Origin of the sequence: Micromonospora sp. NPDC004540, from assembly GCF_040610095.1 — a bacterium.
Taxonomy (GTDB): domain Bacteria; phylum Actinomycetota; class Actinomycetes; order Mycobacteriales; family Micromonosporaceae; genus Micromonospora.
In genome coordinates this window covers 51,847-69,596 of the sequence record NZ_JBEXLR010000019.1, presented here as the reverse complement: position 1 = coordinate 69,596, position 17,750 = coordinate 51,847, and the positions used below count along the sequence as shown (strand labels likewise).

The 17,750-nt window shown below is 70.5% G+C and carries 19 protein-coding genes; 14 read left to right on the top strand and 5 right to left on the bottom strand.

The window, feature by feature from the left end; genetic code table 11:
* The first annotated feature begins 23 nt into the window (after window positions 1-23).
* From ABZV78_RS09770 to ABZV78_RS09760, 3 genes are all read left to right on the top strand, one after another.
* Entirely contained in the window at window positions 24-551 is a 528-nt protein-coding gene (locus tag ABZV78_RS09770) for a hypothetical protein (RefSeq protein ID WP_355637061.1), read from the top strand.
* Window positions 552-632: 81 nt separating this feature from the next.
* Window positions 633-1,193: a hypothetical protein gene (locus tag ABZV78_RS09765; protein WP_355637059.1), complete on the top strand. Its 561-nt coding sequence runs from the start codon at window positions 633-635 to the stop codon at window positions 1,191-1,193.
* 77 nt (window positions 1,194-1,270) lie between these two features.
* A complete protein-coding gene (locus ABZV78_RS09760) occupies window positions 1,271-1,732 on the top strand; it encodes a YdeI/OmpD-associated family protein (protein WP_355637058.1) in 462 nt (153 codons plus the stop codon).
* 66 nt (window positions 1,733-1,798) lie between these two features.
* On the opposite strand, the gene ABZV78_RS09755 is transcribed toward ABZV78_RS09760, so the two are convergent.
* Window positions 1,799-2,251 (bottom strand): helix-turn-helix domain-containing protein, encoded by a 453-nt coding sequence (locus ABZV78_RS09755; protein WP_355637057.1) that lies wholly within the window; start codon window positions 2,249-2,251, stop codon window positions 1,799-1,801.
* 88 nt (window positions 2,252-2,339) lie between these two features.
* Between ABZV78_RS09755 and ABZV78_RS09750 the strand changes: the two genes are divergently transcribed.
* Entirely contained in the window at window positions 2,340-2,657 is a 318-nt protein-coding gene (locus ABZV78_RS09750; protein WP_355637055.1) for a hypothetical protein, read from the top strand.
* A gap of 74 nt (window positions 2,658-2,731) precedes the next feature.
* Complete coding sequence (locus tag ABZV78_RS09745; RefSeq protein ID WP_355637053.1) at window positions 2,732-3,142, top strand: TIGR03618 family F420-dependent PPOX class oxidoreductase; 411 nt, start codon at window positions 2,732-2,734, stop codon at window positions 3,140-3,142.
* Window positions 3,143-3,198: 56 nt separating this feature from the next.
* Here the strand turns inward: ABZV78_RS09745 and ABZV78_RS09740 are convergent, their stop codons facing one another.
* A complete protein-coding gene (locus tag ABZV78_RS09740) occupies window positions 3,199-4,392 on the bottom strand; it encodes an endo-1,4-beta-xylanase (protein WP_355637051.1) in 1,194 nt (397 codons plus the stop codon).
* 299 nt (window positions 4,393-4,691) lie between these two features.
* Here ABZV78_RS09740 and ABZV78_RS09735 point away from each other — a divergent pair, with 299 nt between their 5' ends.
* Window positions 4,692-5,711, top strand: coding sequence for a LacI family DNA-binding transcriptional regulator (locus ABZV78_RS09735; protein ID WP_355637049.1), 1,020 nt, complete (start codon window positions 4,692-4,694; stop codon window positions 5,709-5,711).
* 55 nt (window positions 5,712-5,766) lie between these two features.
* On the opposite strand, the gene ABZV78_RS09730 is transcribed toward ABZV78_RS09735, so the two are convergent.
* Complete coding sequence (locus tag ABZV78_RS09730) at window positions 5,767-6,843, bottom strand: LacI family DNA-binding transcriptional regulator (RefSeq protein WP_355637047.1); 1,077 nt, start codon at window positions 6,841-6,843, stop codon at window positions 5,767-5,769.
* Between the two features lie 111 nt (window positions 6,844-6,954).
* Between ABZV78_RS09730 and ABZV78_RS09725 the strand changes: the two genes are divergently transcribed.
* The 8 genes from ABZV78_RS09725 to ABZV78_RS09690 all read left to right on the top strand — a co-directional run bounded on the left by ABZV78_RS09725 (window position 6,955) and on the right by ABZV78_RS09690 (window position 16,524).
* The gene (locus ABZV78_RS09725; RefSeq protein ID WP_355637045.1) at window positions 6,955-8,223 is read left to right on the top strand and encodes an extracellular solute-binding protein; all 1,269 of its coding nucleotides are present in this window, start codon (window positions 6,955-6,957) and stop codon (window positions 8,221-8,223) included.
* Window positions 8,220-9,218, top strand: a complete 999-nt coding sequence (locus ABZV78_RS09720) for a sugar ABC transporter permease (protein ID WP_355637043.1) — start codon at window positions 8,220-8,222, stop codon at window positions 9,216-9,218. The genes ABZV78_RS09725 and ABZV78_RS09720 overlap by 4 nt, the downstream gene beginning before the upstream one ends.
* Entirely contained in the window at window positions 9,215-10,081 is an 867-nt protein-coding gene (locus ABZV78_RS09715) for a carbohydrate ABC transporter permease (protein ID WP_355637083.1), read from the top strand. Before ABZV78_RS09720 ends, ABZV78_RS09715 begins: the two co-directional genes overlap by 4 nt.
* A gap of 39 nt (window positions 10,082-10,120) precedes the next feature.
* Window positions 10,121-12,445, top strand: a complete 2,325-nt coding sequence (locus tag ABZV78_RS09710; RefSeq protein WP_355637041.1) for a glycoside hydrolase family 3 N-terminal domain-containing protein — start codon at window positions 10,121-10,123, stop codon at window positions 12,443-12,445.
* Window positions 12,446-12,555: 110 nt separating this feature from the next.
* Window positions 12,556-13,521, top strand: coding sequence for an acetylxylan esterase (locus ABZV78_RS09705; protein ID WP_355637039.1), 966 nt, complete (start codon window positions 12,556-12,558; stop codon window positions 13,519-13,521).
* Between the two features lie 312 nt (window positions 13,522-13,833).
* Entirely contained in the window at window positions 13,834-14,829 is a 996-nt protein-coding gene (locus tag ABZV78_RS09700; protein ID WP_355637037.1) for a glycoside hydrolase family 11 protein, read from the top strand.
* A gap of 223 nt (window positions 14,830-15,052) precedes the next feature.
* On the top strand, window positions 15,053-15,814 hold the full coding sequence (locus tag ABZV78_RS09695) for a GNAT family N-acetyltransferase (protein WP_355637035.1): 762 nt from the start codon (window positions 15,053-15,055) through the stop codon (window positions 15,812-15,814).
* Window positions 15,815-15,909: 95 nt separating this feature from the next.
* On the top strand, window positions 15,910-16,524 hold the full coding sequence (locus ABZV78_RS09690; protein ID WP_355637033.1) for a dihydrofolate reductase family protein: 615 nt from the start codon (window positions 15,910-15,912) through the stop codon (window positions 16,522-16,524).
* Between the two features lie 239 nt (window positions 16,525-16,763).
* On the opposite strand, the gene ABZV78_RS09685 is transcribed toward ABZV78_RS09690, so the two are convergent.
* Both ABZV78_RS09685 and ABZV78_RS09680 read right to left on the bottom strand, forming a co-directional pair.
* The gene (locus ABZV78_RS09685) at window positions 16,764-17,207 is read right to left on the bottom strand and encodes an OsmC family protein (protein WP_355637031.1); all 444 of its coding nucleotides are present in this window, start codon (window positions 17,205-17,207) and stop codon (window positions 16,764-16,766) included.
* Window positions 17,204-17,653: a hypothetical protein gene (locus tag ABZV78_RS09680; protein WP_355637029.1), complete on the bottom strand. Its 450-nt coding sequence runs from the start codon at window positions 17,651-17,653 to the stop codon at window positions 17,204-17,206. The genes ABZV78_RS09685 and ABZV78_RS09680 overlap by 4 nt, the downstream gene beginning before the upstream one ends.
* Window positions 17,654-17,750 lie beyond the last annotated feature (97 nt).

Sequence of the window (17,750 nt, the reverse complement as noted above, 5' to 3'; positions counted from 1 at the left end):
GTCCGCGCGGAAGGACGATCGCCATGCACAGGATCAGGTCCACCGGCAGGGCCCGGCTCGCCTCGGCGGTGGCGCTGCTCGCGCCCTCGCTCGTGCTCGTGGCCGGACCGACGCCGGCGTACGCGGCGGAGACGACCACCCGGATTCTCCGGGTCCCCATGGACCTCTCCGTCCTCCTGCCCTGCGCCAACGGCGGCCTCGGCGAGGTCGTCGACTTCGACGGCACGATCTCCGAGGTCTACCACGTGACCGTCGACGAGACCGGTGGGTTCCACGTGCACGCCGTCGAGACCCAGTCGAACGTGCACGGCATCGGCGCGACGACCGGCGACCGGTATGTCAGCACCCGGGTCAACCTCTTCGTCTACAACCAGGGGTCCGGGTCGCTGCCGATCACCTCCACCCAGCAACTGGTGTTCCGGATCGTGGGGCCCGGCCCGGGCAACGACGCCTCGATCCGGATCACGAACCACACCACCGTCAACGCCGACGGCACCGTCACCGTCGCCTTCGACACGTTCACGGCGGAGTGCGAACCCACCACGCCCTGACCGCCGGACCTACCTGCTCGAGTTCCGCGAACGCCGCGCCCACCTGACGGCGGCCCTTGACAGGGGCGACACGATGCAGGCGTGAGCCTTCCGCCCACACCCGCGCCCTACCCCGGCGCCCGGCCAGCGCCGTCGGGGCGGGGCAACGCGGGGTGGTGGGTCCTCGGCGCCGTCCTGGTCGCCGTGATCGGGGTCGGGGCCGTCGTCGTCTTCTGCGCCGGTCTCTGGACGTACGCGAACCACGACCGGCCTGAGCTGATCGACAATCCGCCGGTCAGCGAGGTGGCGGAGAGCGCGTGCGCCAGGATGCGCGCCACCGTGGCGGCGGAGGCGGCACCTCCCAATGCCCCCGTCGACGCGCGGGTGCGGGCGATCCGCGCGCAGAACGCCGCGGTGACCGTCATGGTGGCGCAGGTGCGCGACCTGGACCGCGACCTGTTGGCGGACGACCGTCCGACAAGTGCGTGGCTCGCCGACTGGGAGACCCTCGTCGAGGCCCGCGAGCGGTACGCCGCCGACCTTGCCGCCGGTGGCCGGCCGCACTTCGTGGTGCCGACCGCCGGCGGCGAGCCGCTCACCGACCGGATGAACTCGGTGGGGCTGACCTGCGAGGTCCCGCCGCAGCTCGTCGACCTCCAGTAGCGCGCCGGCGACGATCAGGCTGATCCGACCACTGTGACCACCGCCCGACGACGGGATCCGACGACTACCATGACGTCATGGCCGAGGCCCTCACCTTGACGTTGACGCTGGAGCAGCGCGGTCCGGCGGGGGCGTTCGTGCTGTCCGACGAGCAGGTGTCCGTTGTGGGGGAGGGGCGCCGGGCGTTCCCGGTGCGGGTCAGTGTCAACGGGGTGACGCTGCCGCTGCGGCTGGCTCGGATGGGTGGCGAGAACCTGATCGGGTTGTCACGCGCGGCCCGGGCCGAGGCGGGGGTGAGCATCGGGTCGTCGTACGAGGTCGGCATCGCCCAGGACACGGAGGAGCGTCGTGTCGAGGTGCCCGACGACCTGGCTGTCGCACTGGCCGACGACGCCCGAGCGCAGGCGGCGTTCGAGGCGCTGGCCCACTCGCATCGCAAGGAGTTCGTCCGCTGGGTCACCGAGGCCAAGCGGGAGGCCACCCGGGCGCAGCGGGTCAGCAAGACCATCGAGATGCTGCGCGCCGGCCAGCACCGCTGACCACGCGAATCGAGCAGCGCGGGGCGGACGGGTTCCGCCGGGTGACGGCCGACGGCGCGATCACACTCAGATCGCCGCACCGGGCCCGGGAAGCAGGTCGACGTCGCCGGCGTGCATCGGCTCTCCGCAGTGCGCACAGCGCAGGTCGACACTGCTGACCTGGCCACACGCGTGGTGGCGGTACAGCACCGGCGGGCCGGCCGCACCGGCAAGCCACCGGTCGCCCCAGCCGACCATCACCATCAGCAGGTCGACGAGCTCGGTGCCCTTCTCGGTCAGGACGTACTCGAACCGGGGTCGCCGGTCGTAGGGCCGGCGCTCGAGTATTCCCTGGTCGACGAGGTGGTTCAGCCGCTCGGTCAGGACCTTGCGCGAGATGCCGAGATCCGCCTGGATCTGCTCGAACCGGGTGAGCCCGACGTACACGTCCCGCAGGACCAGCGGCGACCACGGCTCGCCGATCACGTCGAGCGTGCGCGCGATCGAGCATGCCATCTCGCCGAACTTCGTGCGCTGCATGAACTCAGTCTAGCAATCAGGGTTCCCTGAAGGAACTTCAGCTGCTACGGTCGCGGAGTCTCTTGAAGGAACTGAGGAGGGCGCGGGAATGAGCAAGGTGTTCAGCGCCCTGGCGGTCTCGGTGGACGGATACATCACCGGTCGCGATCCCGGTGCCGGGCGCGGGCTCGGCGACGCGACGATGCTGTTCGACTGGTACTTCGACGGTGACACGCCCAGCCAGGTGTTCGACGGCTTCCGGCTGAGCGAGCCCAGTGCCCGGGTCTTCGACGCCCTCGCGGGTCGCGTCGGCGCCAGCCTGGCCGGCCGCAACACCTACGACGACTCCGGCTGGATCCACGGCGGGGCGCCGCACCCGACCGCGTGCGCCTCCGACTTGTCGAGGTCGTCCCGGCGCCCGGCGTGACCCACCTCCACTACGAGGTGGCCCGATGACCCTCGTCCCCGGAAGGCTGAACAATCCGCTGAAGGAGCACGCACATGCTTGACCCCGACGTGCGCCGCGTACTCGACGGCACCTCGATCGCTCACCTCGCCACCGTCCTCCCGGACGGCTCGCCACATGCCGTTCCCGTGTGGATCGGCACCCTCGGCGACCGGGTCGTCCTCCTCACCGGTCCGGGCTCCCGCAAGGCCCGCAACCTGCGCCGCGACCCTCGACTGGCGCTGTCCATCGCGCCCGTCGACAACCCGTTCGAACCCGTCGTGATCCGGGGACGAATCGTGGAATGGATCGAGGGAGAGGCGGCGTGGGAGGTCATCGACCAGATCTCCACGAAGTACACCGGTGCGCCCTACTCCCGCGAGCAGGAACGCGTCGTGGCCGTGGTCGAGGCCGAACGACAGACCGTGGGAGTCGCTGAGCACCCGGAGGATGCCCGGCTCTCCTGACCGCGGTGGTGGAGCGGGACCGGTCGACCGACCGGCCCCGCCCGGACCAGGTACGCCTAGCGGCGTGGCCGCTGCGGGACGCGCGGCAGGACGTACGGCGGGCCACTGTAGACCAGGTCGGCCTTCATCAGCTGGTACGCCCGCTTGGGCTGGTAGTTCTCGTCGTAGATGGTGGCCAGGCCCTCCGGCGGGTCGGAGAACCAGCCGGGCACCCAGGAGTGCTTGTCGGTGAAGCCCCAGACGGTGAACGACAGGCAGTGCCGCTCGGCCAGGCAGGCCTGCAACAGCACGCTGAAGTTCGCCGCCGAGGCCTGCAACCGGGGGTTGATCTCGTTGGAGTCGCCCGCCTGGACCCCCTCGGTGAGCTGGCTGCGCACGTCGACCTCGGTGAACGCCGTGGCCAGTCCCAGCCCGGCGAACCTCCGCAGCGCCTCGGCGACCTGGAAGGTGTCGTAGTTGCCGTACTGGGTGCCGAGGTGGCCCTGGCTGCCGATGCCGTCGATCGGCACGCGCTGGGCCCGCAGTTCCTTGGCCATGTCGTACACGAACTGGGTCTTGTCGTTCGCCGGGTTCCCGGAGCCGAAGACCTCGATGTTGTAGTCGTTGTAGAACAACAGGGCGTGCGGGTCGGCGGCCCGCGCCCAGCGGAAGGCGTCGGCGATGTAGCCCGGCCCGAGGTGCTGGGCCCAGAACCCCTTGTAGTGCAGGGTCGACGGGTTGTCCCACGGGTCGCTGACCGCCTCGTTGACCACGTCCCACTGCCAGATCCTGCCCTTGAAGTGGGTGACCACGTTGGTGATGTGGTCGCGCAGGATGTCGCGCAGCTCCTCGGTGCTGATGGAGCCGTCGGCCACGCCGCTGGTCAGCCAGCCGGGCAGCTGGTTCTGCCAGACCAGGACGTGTCCGCGGACGCGCTGGTCGTGCTGCTCGGCGAAGGCGACGAGCTCGTCGGCCGGACCCCAGTTGTAGGTGCCCCGGGTCGGCTCCAGGCTCTCCCACTTCATCACGTTCTCGGCGGTGACCGTGGAGAACTCCGCGGCGACCAGCTTGCGGTACTGCGGGTCGGCGGGGTCGTCGAGGGCCGCCATGTCGACGGCCGTGCCGACCGCCAGGCCGTGGCGCAGGGCCAGGTTGCGCAGGCTCTGGTCGGCCGGGTCGTACGAGCGGCCCGCCGTGGCCGGCGCGCTGCTGAGGGTGGCGGCGGTGGCCACGGCGACCGCGCCGGCGGCTATCCATCGTCGCAGTTTCATGGGCTTTCCTCCGGGGCCGAGCCGAAACTTCCGGGTAAGGTTCCGGTAACTGAGCCGGAACAATACGATTGTCGATTCCCCCTCGTCAACCATCGAAGACCCGGCGCCGGCCGGTGAGCGGGGTCCGGGTCAACGGTCGACCAGGCAGGGCAGGGCCTTGACCCCGAACGACGCGGGTCATAACGTGCCCTCAAGCGATCGAAAGTACCGGCATCCGACCGAAAGTCCGTGGGGCTCCGAGCGGGCTGCCGGCCCGGGGAAACTCCCTCGAACACTCGAGGGACGACGAAAGGGCGCCGGTGGCCTCGGACGATTCCCGGAAAGTCACCATCGCGGCGATCGCGCGGCTGGCCGGCGTCTCGGTGCCCACGGTGTCGCGGGTCGTCAATGGCCGTTCCGACGTCGCGCCGCGGACTCGGCAACGGGTCGAGGAGTTGCTGACCCGGCACGGCTACCGCCGCCGCAGGCCGAGCATGCGGCCCAGCTCCGGTCTGATCGACCTGGTCTTCAACGATCTGGACAGCCCCTGGGCGGTCGAGATCATCCGCGGGGTCGAGGACGTCGCACACGCGGCCGGCATCGGCACCGTGGTCTCCGCGATCCACCGGCGCAGCTCGTCGGCGCGGCAGTGGCTGGACAACCTGCGCACCCGCTCCACCGAGGGGGTCATCTTCGTGACCTCCACCCTGGAGCCGCCGCTGCAGGCCGAGCTGCGCCGTCTCAACATCCCCGTCGTCATCGTCGACCCCGCCGGGGTCCCACCGCAGGAGGCGCCCACCATCGGCGCGACCAACTGGGCGGGCAGCCTGCGCGCGACCGAGTACCTGCTCGGTCTCGGCCACCGGCGGATCGGGTTCATCGCCGGGCCGCCGCAGCTGATGTGCAGCCGGGCGCGCCTCGACGGCTACCGGACGGCGCTGGAGACCGCCGGCCTCAGCGTCGACGACGAGCTGATCCGCCCGGGCAACTTCTATCACGAGGCCGGGTTCGCCGCCGGCAACCAACTGCTGCGCCTGCCCGACCCGCCCACCGCGATCTTCGCCGCCAGCGATCAGATGGCCCTTGGCGTCTACGAAGCCGTCCGACGACGCGGGCTGCGGGTGCCCGACGACATCAGCGTCGTCGGCTTCGACGACCTGCCGGAGGTCCGGTGGTGCTCCCCGCCGCTGACCACCGTCCGGCAGCCCCTCGCCAGGATGGGCCTGCTCGCCGCCCGCACGGTCCTGCGCCTGGCCCAGGGTGAGCGGATCGAGAGCCCGCGGGTGGAACTGACCACCGAGCTCGTCGTCCGCGACAGCGCGGCCCCGCTGGTCGCCTGACCCTCCGGCGCCCGATCCGGTGCGAGTGGCTGCGGGTGGACCGCGGGCCGCGGCGTCACCGGTAGGGGCGGCACGAGGCCCGGACGACCAGCTCGGTGGGCAGCCGGATGTGTGTGTCGCGTTCGACGCCGGCGATCAGGTCGATGAGCAGGCGCAGTGCCTCGGCGCCCATGCGCTGCAACGGTTGCATGATCGTCGTCAGCGGGGGGTTCACCAGCGCCGACTCCGGGACGTTGTCGAAGCCGATGACCGACAGGTCGTCGGGCACGGTGAGGCCCATGCTCCGGGCGACGTTCATCGTGGAGATCGCCGACAGGTCGTTTCCCGCGAAGATCGCCGTCGGTCGGTCCGGGAGCGAGAGCAGTTCCGCGGCCGTACCCGCGGCGCTCTCGGTCCGGAAGCCGCCGACGCGCACGATCCTCTCGTCCACCGCCACGTCGGCGTCGGCCATGGCCTTGCGGAAGCCTGCCTCCCGCAGCCGTGCCGACTCGAGGTCGGGGCGTCCGCTGATGTGCCCGATGCGGCGGTGGCCGAGCGACAGCAGGTAGTTGGTGGCGAGCACGGCGCCGGCGAAGTTGTCCGAGTCGACGGTGGGCAGGCCGGACGGGCCGGTGTGAGGGTCGACGGCTACGACATGGAAGCCCTGCTTGGTCTCGATCACGGTCGGCGTCACGATCACGGCGCCGTCGATGAGGGTTCCGGACAGCCGGGCCAGCGAGCGCCGTTCCCAGCCTATGGCGGTGCCCTCGCCGTCGCCGCTGGAGTAGGCCAGCAGCTGGTATCCGCTGCCGGCGACTTCCCGGGACGCCCCCTTGAGCAGTTCGGTCGAGAACGGCTCGAACTCGGCGACCAGGATGCCCAGCACGTTGGTGCGGTGGCTGCGCAGGCTCTGGGCCCCCAGGCTGGCCTCGTAGCCGAGCTCGTGGATGACCTGCTGGACGCGCTCCACGGTCGCCTGGGCCACGCCGTACCGCCCATTGACAACCTTCGATACGGTTGCCACCGAGACGCCGGCGGTACGTGCCACATCCGACATCTTGACGCGCTCCGGGAACACCACCTGACGATGATAGAGCCGCTGCGTAGACCCCGTCACGGGCGATTCGAAAACGTTATCGATACCGATTGACACCCTGTTACACGGCTGTAAAACTCCCCGGCAGGCCGAGTACCGCGACTGCCTGATGGAGGAGAGACATCGATGGCGACGAAGCGACGTGCAGGTGCCGCCCTGGCACTTCTCATGACAAGCGCTCTCGTCGTCGCTGGTTGCAACAGCGGCGGCGAGGACGAGGCGTCCAGCGAGAGCGAGCTCTACAAGAACCCGGTGACCCTGACCTGGTGGCACAACGCCCCCCAGGACGGGCCCGGCAAGACCTACTGGGAGAAGGTCGCCAAGGACTTCTCCGCGCTCCACCCGACCGTCAAGATCGAGATCGAGGCGATCGAGACCAATCAGCTGCAGCGCACCCGGATCCCTGCCGCGCTGCTGAGCAACGACCCGCCGGACGTCTTCATGTCGTGGGGTGGCGGCGAGCTGGTCGAGCAGGTCGAGGCCGACTACCTCAAGGACATCACCGACCAGGTCAAGACCGAGGTTGCCAACATCGGCAGCGCGGCCGAGATCTGGCAGGTGGACGGCAAGCAGTACGGCCTGCCGTTCCGGATGGGCATCGAGGGCATCTGGTACAACAAGGACATGTTCGCGCAGGCGGGCATCAGCGCGCCGCCGACCACGTTCGAAGAGCTCAACGCCGCAGTCACGAAACTCAAGGCCATCAACGTCACCCCGATCGCCGTGGGCGCCGGCGACAAGTGGCCCGCCGCGCACTGGTGGTACAACTTCGCGCTGCGCGCCTGCTCGGTCGACACCCTGAAGAAGGCGTCCAAGGAGAAGGTCTTCGACGACCCGTGCTTCGTGAAGGCCGGCCAGGACCTGAAGGCCTTCATCGACACGAAGCCGTTCCAGAACAACTTCATCGCCACGCCGGGCCAGAACGACCCGACCAGCGCGAACGGTCTGCTCGCCAACGGCAAGGCCGCCATGGAGCTGATGGGCGACTGGAACCGGGGCACGCTGGACACCGTCGCCACGGACAAGGCCAAGCTCGCCAAGTTCCTCGGCTGGTTCCCCGTGCCGGCGATCTCCGGTTCCGCCGGTGACCCGAAGGCGGCGCTCGGCGGCGGCGACGCGTTCGCCTGCGCCAAGAAGGCCCCGGCCGAGTGCGTCGAGTTCCTCAAGTACATCGCGAGCCCCGAGGTGCAGAAGGGCTACGCCGAGACCGGCACCGGCCTGCCCGTGACCAAGGGCGCGGAGGCCGGTATCCAGGATCCCGCCCTGAAGTCCATCCTGCAGGCCACGTCCGAGGCGAGCTACGTGCAGCTCTGGCTGGACACGGCGTACGGCAGCACCGTCGGCACCGCGATGAACGACGGGATCGTCGGCATCTTCGCGGGCAACGGGACGCCTGAGAAGGTCGTCTCGGGGATGAAGGCAGCCGCGAGCAAGTGACCTCCACCAACCAAACCCGGTTCCCCGCCGGCGGCGTTTCCGCGCCGCCGGCGGGTCGCCGGCCCGACGGGCGCTCGTCCTCCCGCCGGGCCGAGACCCGCCGTAAGTGGTACGAGATCATCGGGCTGACGACGCCGGCGCTCGTCGTCTACGTGATGTTCGTGCTGGTGCCGATGGGCTTCGCGGTCTACTACAGCCTGTACCGGTGGAGTGGGGTCGGACCCCCCACCGAGTACGTCGGCTTCAAGAACTACACGCTCGCCTTCCAGGACCCGATCTTCCTCGACGCGTTGCGCAACAACGCCATCATCGTCTTCGGGTCGCTGCTGATCCAGGGCCCCGTCGCCCTGGGCATCGCCCTGCTGCTCAACCGTCGCTTCCGCGGGCGCGCCGTGTTCCGCCTGATGGTGTTCGTGCCCTACGTGCTCGCCGAGGTCACCGTCGGCATCATGTGGAAGCTGATCCTGGCCGAGGGCGGCACGGTCGACGCGCTGCTGCGGTCTCTGGGACTGGGCGGCCTGGTGCAGGCGTGGCTCGCCGACCTCGACGTCGTCATCTGGACGCTGCTGTTCGTCCTCACCTGGAAGTACGTCGGCTTCGCCATCATCCTCCTGCTCGCCGGCCTGTCGAACGTTCCGCACGAGCTGACCGAGGCCGCCGCGATCGACGGCGCGAGCTGGTGGCAGACCCAGCGCCACGTCACGCTCCCGCTGCTCGGCCCGACGATCCGGATCTGGATGTTCCTGTCGGTGATCGGTTCGTTGCAGGTCTTCGACGTGATCTGGGTGACCTCGGTGCCCGCGATGCGGTCGCTCGGGGCCTCGGGAACCATGGCGACGTACATGGTGGACAACGGCTTCTTCGCCCGGCTGTGGGGCTACGGCAACGCGGTGGCCGTGATCCTGTTCGTCATCTCGTTCGTCGCGGCACTGCTGTTCCAGCGCTTCATCCTCCGTCGGGACATCGAGGGCGCCATCACCAGAAGGGCGAACTGACCGTGGCCACGAACACCGTCCCTTCCCCGTCCGCCGAGCGCCGGCCGGTGTCGTGGGGCACGCCGCTCACGTACGCGCTGGCGCTCGCGGTCGCGGCCGTGTCGATCGCCCCGATCCTCTACGTGATCGTCGGCGGTTTCCGCACCACCCCGCAGATCGTCGCGGACCCGGGTGGCCTGCCCGACCCGTGGGTCTGGGACAACTACGCGCGGGTGCTGACGCAGAGCAACTTCTGGCACCAGGCGTTGAACAGCGGGGTGATCGCCCTCGGCACCACGCTCGGCGTCGTGGTGCTCGGCATGGCCGCCGCGTTCGTGCTGGCCCGGTACACCTTCCGGGGTCGCGAGGGGCTCTACACCTTCTTCACGCTCGGCCTGCTCTTCCCGGCCGGGGCGGCGATCCTGCCGCTCTACCTGATGCTGCGCGACCTGGGCCTGATCAATTCCTACTACGCGGTGATCCTCCCGCAGGTCGCCTTCCAGTTGCCGCTGACGATCGTGATCCTGCGGCCCTTCCTGTCCGCCATCCCCCGCGAGTTGGAGGACGCCGCCGCGATCGACGGGGCGAGCCGGCTCGGTTTCCTCTGGCGCATCGCGCTGCCGCTGTCGCGACCCGCGCTCGTCACCGTCGGCGTCCTCGCGTTCGTGGCGAGTTGGAACGCGTTCCTGCTGCCGCTGCTCGTCCTCGGCGATGTCAACCTGCACACCCTGCCGCTGGGGGTGCAGAACTTCTCGAGCCAGTACTCCACCGACACCGCGGGCGTCCTCGCCTTCACGTCGCTGGCGATGCTGCCGGCCCTGTTCTTCTTCACGCTCGCCGAGAAGCAGATCGTCGGTGGCCTCCAGGGTGCGGTCAAGGGCTGAGCAACAGCGGTACAAGCACAACCAAAGGAAAGGCACAGCATGACTGAGGTCCACGCGGTCGTGGCCGGGCCGGCACCGGCCCAGGCAGTTCCCGACCACGACCGGCCGGACGGGCGCGCCGGCGAGGCGCGCGTACGTGAGCTGCTCGGCCGGATGACGATCGAGGAGAAGATCGCGCAGCTCGTCGGCTTCTGGGAGAAGGAGGACGGCGAGGCGGTCGCACCCCTGCAGGGCGAGTTCGGCAACGCCGTCAACCTTGAGGACTTCGCCCGGCACGGACTCGGCCACCTCACCCGGGCCTACGGCACCCGCCCGGTCGAGGCCGCGGCCCGCGCGACCTGGCTGTGGAAATTCCAGCGGGACCTGGTGACGGGCACCAGGCTGGGCATACCGGCGATCGTCCACGAGGAGTGCCTCACCGGGCTCTCGGCGTGGAAGGCGGCCACCTTCCCCACCCCGCTGGGCTGGGGCGCCGCGTTCGATCCCGAGCTCGTCACCGAGATGGCCACGGCGATCGGGGCCTCGATGCGGGCGCTGGGCATCCACCAGGGTCTCGCCCCGGTGCTCGACGTGATCCAGGACCCGCGCTGGGGCCGAGTCGACGAGTGCATCGCCGAGGACCCGTACCTGGTCGGCACCATCGGCACGTCCTACGTGCGCGGCCTCCAGTCGCAGGGGGTGCACGCCACGCTGAAGCACTTCGCCGGCTATTCCGCGTCGCGCGCCGGGCGCAACTTCGCCCCGGTGCACGCCGGCCCCCGGGAGCTCGCCGACGTGCTGTTCCTCCCGTTCGAGATGGCGATTCTCGACGGGAACGCCCGCAGCGTCATGCACTCCTACACGGAGATCGACGGCGTGCCCGTCGCCGCCGATCCGACGATGCTGACCGGTGTGCTGCGGGACCGGTGGGGCTTCGACGGCACGGTGGTGTCCGACTACTTCGGCGTCGCCTTCCTGAACCTGCTGCACCACGTCGCGGCCGACCACGCGGAGGCGGCCGTGCAGGCGCTGGCCGCGGGTGTCGACATCGAGCTCCCGACGGGCGACGCCTATCTGACCCTGCGGGAGCGGGTGCAGGCCGGCAAGCTCGACGAAGCGCTCATCGACCGGGCGGTGCTGCGGGTTCTGCGCGAGAAGCTGGACCTCGGGCTGCTCGACGCCACGTTCACGGACGAGCCGCCCGGGGCGGTCGACCTCGACTCGCCGGAGCACCGGTCGATCGCCCGCCGCCTCGCCGAGGAGTCGGTCGTCCTGGTCGCGAACCGGGACGTCCTTCCCCTGTCCCCGGGCCGCCGCGTGGCGGTCATCGGTCCGAACGCGGACCGGCAGGCCGCGCTCTTCGGGTGCTACTCCTTCCTCAACCACGTGCTCGTCCAGCATCCCGGCGTGGAGACCGGCATCGAGGTGTCGACCGTCCTCGACGCGACGCGCGCCGAGTTCGGCGCCGACCTCGTCACCTGGGCGAGCGGCTGCGACGTGGACACCGACGACCGGTCCGGCTTCGCGGAGGCCGTCGCCACGGCATCCGCCGCGGAGGTCGCCGTGCTGGTCGTCGGGGACCACGCCGGCCTCTTCGGGCGCGGAACGGTCGGCGAAGGCTGCGACCGGGACGACCTGGAGCTGCCCGGGGTCCAGCGCGAACTCGTCGAGGCCGTCCTGGCCACGGGCACGCCGGTCGTCCTCGTGCTGCTCACGGGCCGACCGTACGCGGTCGGCTGGGCACTGTCGCGCTGCGCGGCGGTGGTGCAGGCGTTCTTTCCCGGTGAGGAGGGCGGCGGAGCGATCGCGGGCGTGCTCTCCGGGCGGGTCAACCCGTCGGGCAGGCTGCCGGTCAGCCTGCCCGGCTCGGCGGGGGCGCAGCCGTACTCGTACCTGCACCCCACGCTCGGCGAGGGCAGCGAGGTGACCAACCTGCCGGCGACGCCCGCGGCAGAGTTCGGCCACGGCCTGTCCTACACGACGTTCGAGCACGCCGGCCTGACCGTGCCCCCCACGGTGCCGACCGACGGGGCGCTGCACGTGACGGTACGCGTGACGAACACCGGCGGGGTCGCCGGCGACGACGTGGTCCAGCTCTACGGCCGCGACCTGGTGGCCTCGGTGACCCGGCCGGTGGCACAGCTGCTCGGCTACCGGCGGGTCCACCTGGAGCCGGGCCAGTCGGCCACCGTCGAGCTGACGGTCCCCACCACGCGCCTGGCCTTCTCCGACCGCACGCTCACCCGGGTCGTGGAGCCCGGCGACGTCGAACTCTGGGTCGGCACGAGCGCGCGGCGGGACACCCAGGCGTCGACCACCCTGGTCGGTGGCACCGTGCCGGTCACCAACGACTCTCCGCGTTGGACGACGTCCGAGATCAGGTGAAACCGGTCCGCCGGGCGTCCCCGTGGACGCCCGGCGGACCGGCATCCACAGCCAGTACGGCGCCGCCAACGGTCGGCCGGTCCCAGGTTCCGACGAGCTGAGAGGCGGCCGTGTACACCGACCTGCCCGAGGCGGAGCTGCGCGCCTACCGCAGCGCCCTGCGCGAACCGGACGACTTCGACGCGTTCTGGGCTGACACCCTCGCCGATGCCCGCGCGTGCGACGGGGATGTCGCCGTGACGGCGCTGGACACGCCGTTGACCAACCTGGACGTGTTCGACGTGACGTTCCCCGGCTTCGCCGGCCAGCCGGTCCGGGCCTGGCTGCGCGTGCCGCGCGGCGCCACCGGCCGGCTGCCCACCGTGGTGCAGTACGTCGGCTACGGCGGCGGCCGCGGCCATCCGCTGGAGAACCTGCTCTGGGCGTCCGCCGGCTTCGCGCACCTGCAGATGGACACCCGGGGACAGGGCTCCGGGTGGAGCCGGGGTGACACCCCCGACGTGGCCGGGGCCGGCCCGCAGGTCCCCGGCATGGCCACCCGGGGCATCGAGGACCCGCGCCGGTACTACTACCGGCGGTTCCTCACCGACGCCGTCCGGGCCGTCGACGCGGCCCGCCGGTTGCCCGCCGTCGACCCGGGCCGGGTGGCGGTGCTCGGACACAGCCAGGGTGGCGGGGCGGCGCTGGCCGCCGCCGCCCTGGCGCAGGACCTGCGGGCGGTCGTGGCGTACGTGCCGTTCCTGTGCGACATCCCGCGCGCGGTGACGGTCACCGACGCCCACCCGTACCGGGAGATCCGGGACTACCTGGCGGTGCACCGGGACCGGGAGGAGGCGACGCTGCGCACGCTCGGTTACGTCGACGGGGTCGCCTTCGCCCGGCGGGCGGGTGTGCCGGCGCGCTTCTCGGTCGCGCTGATGGACGAGATCGTGCCCCCGTCCACGGTCTTCGCCGCGGTCAACGCCTACCGGGGACCGGCCGAGCTGGCGGTGTGGCGGTACAACGGCCACGAGGCGGGCGGCATCGACGACGACGCCGCGGCGCTCGACTTCCTCCGTGCCACCCTCGCCGGCTGACCTGCGAAGGTCGCACAGCTACCGGAATGTTCCGGAATCTCCAAGCGATATCGGAGTTCGATGGCAGGGTCAGGCCGGCCATCCTTCGGTTGATGCCGAGTGAGCATGCCAGCTGACCTGTGGCTATGACCTCCGGCTGAGGTTCCCGCTGACGGTGTGGTTTCCACAGTGTTTCCGGAAGTTGTTGACAACGCGACGGCGGGCAACCGATGCTGTCGCCATCGAGACTTGTCCATCTCCGTCGATGCGAACCACCCGCGACCTGTGCCGCGCTGCTGGCCTCCGCCAGCCGTCGAGAGAGGAAGCACGCACATGACCGACGCCCCCGTCCGCCCGAGGACCCGCAGCCGCGGACGCCTCCGGATGCTCATCGGCGGTGCCTGCGCCGTCGCCCTGGTCACCGGCGGCGCCACGGCCCTCCTGGCCAGCCCGGCACAGGCCCAGACCGTGACGTCGAACTCCACCGGAACGCACAACGGCTACTTCTATTCCTTCTGGAAGGACAGTGGCAACGTCTCCATGACCATGGGTAGCGGTGGCCAGTACAGCACCCAGTGGAGCAACGTCAACAACTTTGTCGCCGGCAAGGGCTGGAATCCCGGCGCACGCCGGACGGTGACCTACTCCGGCACCTTCAGCCCGTCCGGCAACGCCTATCTGACCCTCTACGGGTGGACGAGAAATCCGCTCGTCGAGTACTACATCGTCGACAGCTGGGGCACCTACCGGCCGCCGGGCGGCCAGGGGTTCATGGGCACGGTCACCAGCGACGGCGGCACCTACGACATCTACCGGACGCAGCGGGTCAACGCGCCCTCCATCGAGGGCACCAGGACCTTTTACCAGTACTGGAGCGTCCGGCAGTCGAAGCGGGTGGGTGGCACCATCACCGCCGGCAACCACTTCGACGCGTGGGCCCGGTACGGGATGAACCTGGGCACCCACGACTACCAGATCCTGGCCACGGAGGGCTACCAGAGCAGCGGCAGTTCCAACATCACGATTGGCGGCACCGCCCCCGGTCCCACGACACCGCCGCCCGGTGGCGGCTGCACGGTCAGCGTCAGCCGCGGCGACGAGTGGAGCGACCGGTTCAACGTGAACTTCTCGGTCAGCGGCAGCAGCAACTGGGTCGTCGCCATCCGCACGAACGGCGGTCAGACGCTGCAGAACAGCTGGAACGCCTCGATCAGCGGCACCAGCGGCACCCTCACGGCGCGGCCCAACGGCAACGGCAACAGCTTCGGCATCACGCTCTACAAGAACGGCAACAACACCACACCCACCGCGACCTGCGCGACGGGCTGACCGGTACGTGGGTGGGGTGCCGTCGCGCGGCGCGGGCGTACCTCCGGGCTCTTCCGCGCCGAGCCGGCCGCCGCCGCGCCGGCGGCCGGTGCACGGAGGCTGCCCGGACTACACTGGCCCTCCGGCAGCTCACCTCCGCCGAATCGGTGTGGCGAACCGCCGTTTCGGCAACTGACGCGGGTCCGGCTCCGCTTCGACGACGACGAGAAGGTTTGCCAGCACCTTGACGACCGCGACGAACACCGCCGGCCAGCCCACCGTCCTCGCCGAGGCGCCGCTGCGCCAGGCCCGCAACTCCGCCGCCTTCTGGGCCGCGACCGGCCGGGCCCGCGGCCACGAGGTGATCCGCCGGCCCGGCTTCCTCGCCGTCGCCGGTGACGAGCGCGCGGGCCTGCGCATCCTGATCCAGCAGCCCGGGCTCGCCGCCGACGAGCTGGCCGAGATCGCCGAACTGACGGGCCGTGCCGCAGGACCGGTGGACGCCGAGGACCCCTTCAGCTCGTCCGATCTGGGCCACCTGGGCATGCGCAGCTGGCAGATGCCGGTCATGCTGCGCCCGCCGGGCCCGGTCGGAGAGCGGGTGACGAACGCGACGCGGGTGCGGAACGAGGAGGAGCTGGGCGCGGCCGAGCGTGCCGTGATCGCCAGCTTCGAGCTGGTCAGGTTCGAGCCCTACCGCGCCGGCGAGCTGTTCCCCATGGCGCTGCTCGAGCAGCCCGGTGTGGACGTGTTCATCGCTCACCTTGACGGTGCGGTCGCCGGGGCGTGCGTGACCGTCGTCGAGGATGGCTTCGGCAGCCACTACTGGGTCGGGACCCAGCCGGCTTTCCGCTCGCGTGGCGTGGGGCGGACGCTCATGCTGGGGTCCCTCGCGCACCTGGCGGACCTGCCGGTCACGCTCACCTCCTCGCGGCTGGGCAGGCCGCTCTACGAGTCCCTCGGCTTCACCGCCACGACACCCGCGACCTGGTGGTCCTCGCGATGAGCCGCTCAGGCGGCGATAACCCTGAGGGCCACCGATGAGTTTGGGATGCTGCGACGGTCCACCCGTCGACACCACGCGACCTGAAGGGACCCCGAATGGCGAAGGTCATCTCCACCCTGTTCATCTCGGCGGACGGTGTGGCCGAGATCGACCCCGACTGGCACTTTCCGTACTTCGACGAGAACATGGGCCGCGCCGTCGGCGAGGACTACGACAGCGCCGACGTGCTGCTCATCGGCCGCGAGACCTATGACAGCTTCGCCGGGGCCTGGCCCGACCGCGAGGCCGCGGGTGGTGACGACGCCACGTTCGCCAAGCAACTCGGGGACACGCGCAAGGTGGTCGTCTCCCGCCAGCCGCTGGAGTTCTCCTGGCGCAACTCGGAGCTGATCCAGGGCGATCTCCTCGACGCCGTCACCGCGCTCCGGGCCGACGCCGGCAGCAGAGGTGTCCTCATCCCGGGGTCGATCTCCGTGGTGCAGCAGCTGCTCGCCGCGGGGCTGGTCGACGAGCTGCGCCTGCTGGTGCATCCGGTGGCGGCGCGCAAGGGCCGCAAGCTGTTCGACGACGGGGACACGCCGTACCACTTGCGGGTGACGGCGACGGAGGTGTTCCCGACGGGCGTGATCCGCGTGATCTACTCGCCGACCGCGGCGCCCGCGAAGGCCGGGTACGCCGACGTCAAGGACCAGGTGCCCGGAGCGAACTAGGAGCCTTCGCCCTCCTCGCCGGCGGGGATGAGGCGCTCCGGTGCCGGCGTCCGGACGCGCCGCCCGGCGTCCACGGAAGGGGCGTCGAACCGCGCGGGACACCACGAGTTCACCGACCCGGCGCGGTCCACCAGCACCGCGCTGCGACCGTCGGCCAGGAAGCCGTGGTCCGCGATCCGCCCGTACCCCATGGAGCGGACTACCCGAGCGGCAGGGAGTGACACCGCCCGGAGGCCGCCTCAGCCCGCGCCGGAACCGCCGGTCTCGACGATCTCGATGGGAGTGCCGGATTCGACGGTACGGGAGACGGTGCAGAGCCGGTCGTGCGACTGCCGCAGCGACCGGGGCAGCGCCTCGCGCGCGCTGTCACCGTCCGCGCCCGCCGGGAACGTCACGGCGAACTCGACCGTGAGGTTCCGCATCCGGTTCCCCCCGGTCTCGTCCCGGACCTTGTCGCCGGTGACCCTGACGGAGAACTGGGTCGGCTCGGCGCGGCGGCTGGTGATGTGGTCCACGTCCACGGCGGTGCAGCCGCCGATGGCCGCCAGCAGCAGCTCGACCGGCGTGAAGCTGCCGTCCTCGCCGGTGCCCATCGACATCGAGCCGCCGCGGGCGTTCCGCACGACGTAATTCCCCACGCTGGTGCGCTCGATCTCCACCGAGCGGAAGGTGTCCGCACTCATGAGCGGCACGCTACCTTCACCAGTTCGAGGACCTTCTTCTCCACCGCGGGGCTCCACTTCCGGAGCGCGTACGACACCGGCCACAGGTCGCCGTCGTCGAGGTTGGCCGCGTCCTGGAAGCCCAGGGTCGAGTACCGGTAGTTGAACTTGCCCGAGTCCTGGAAGAAGACGACGATCTTGCCGGCGGCGTTCTCGTAGGCGGGCATCCCGTACCAGGTCTTCGGCGACAGCTCGGGGGCGGCGGCGGTCACCGTCACGTGCACGCGCTCGGCGAGCGCGCGATCGTCCGGCGCCATCTGCGCGATCCGGTCGAGGACGGCCTGCAGACCGTCGGCCTTCTTGGCGCCCTTCTTGCCCTCGGCGCGCAGTTCGGCGGCGCGCTCCTTCATCGCGGCGCGCTCCTCAGCGCTGAAGCCGTCGGACGCGGTAGAGGTGTTGGCGGACATTCGCGGGCTCCCGTTCACGGTTCAAGGCTCGGCATGATGCCGGCTGGCTGGTGAAAGGCTAGGCGCGACGGCACCAGGGCGCTTCTCGATTCCTGAT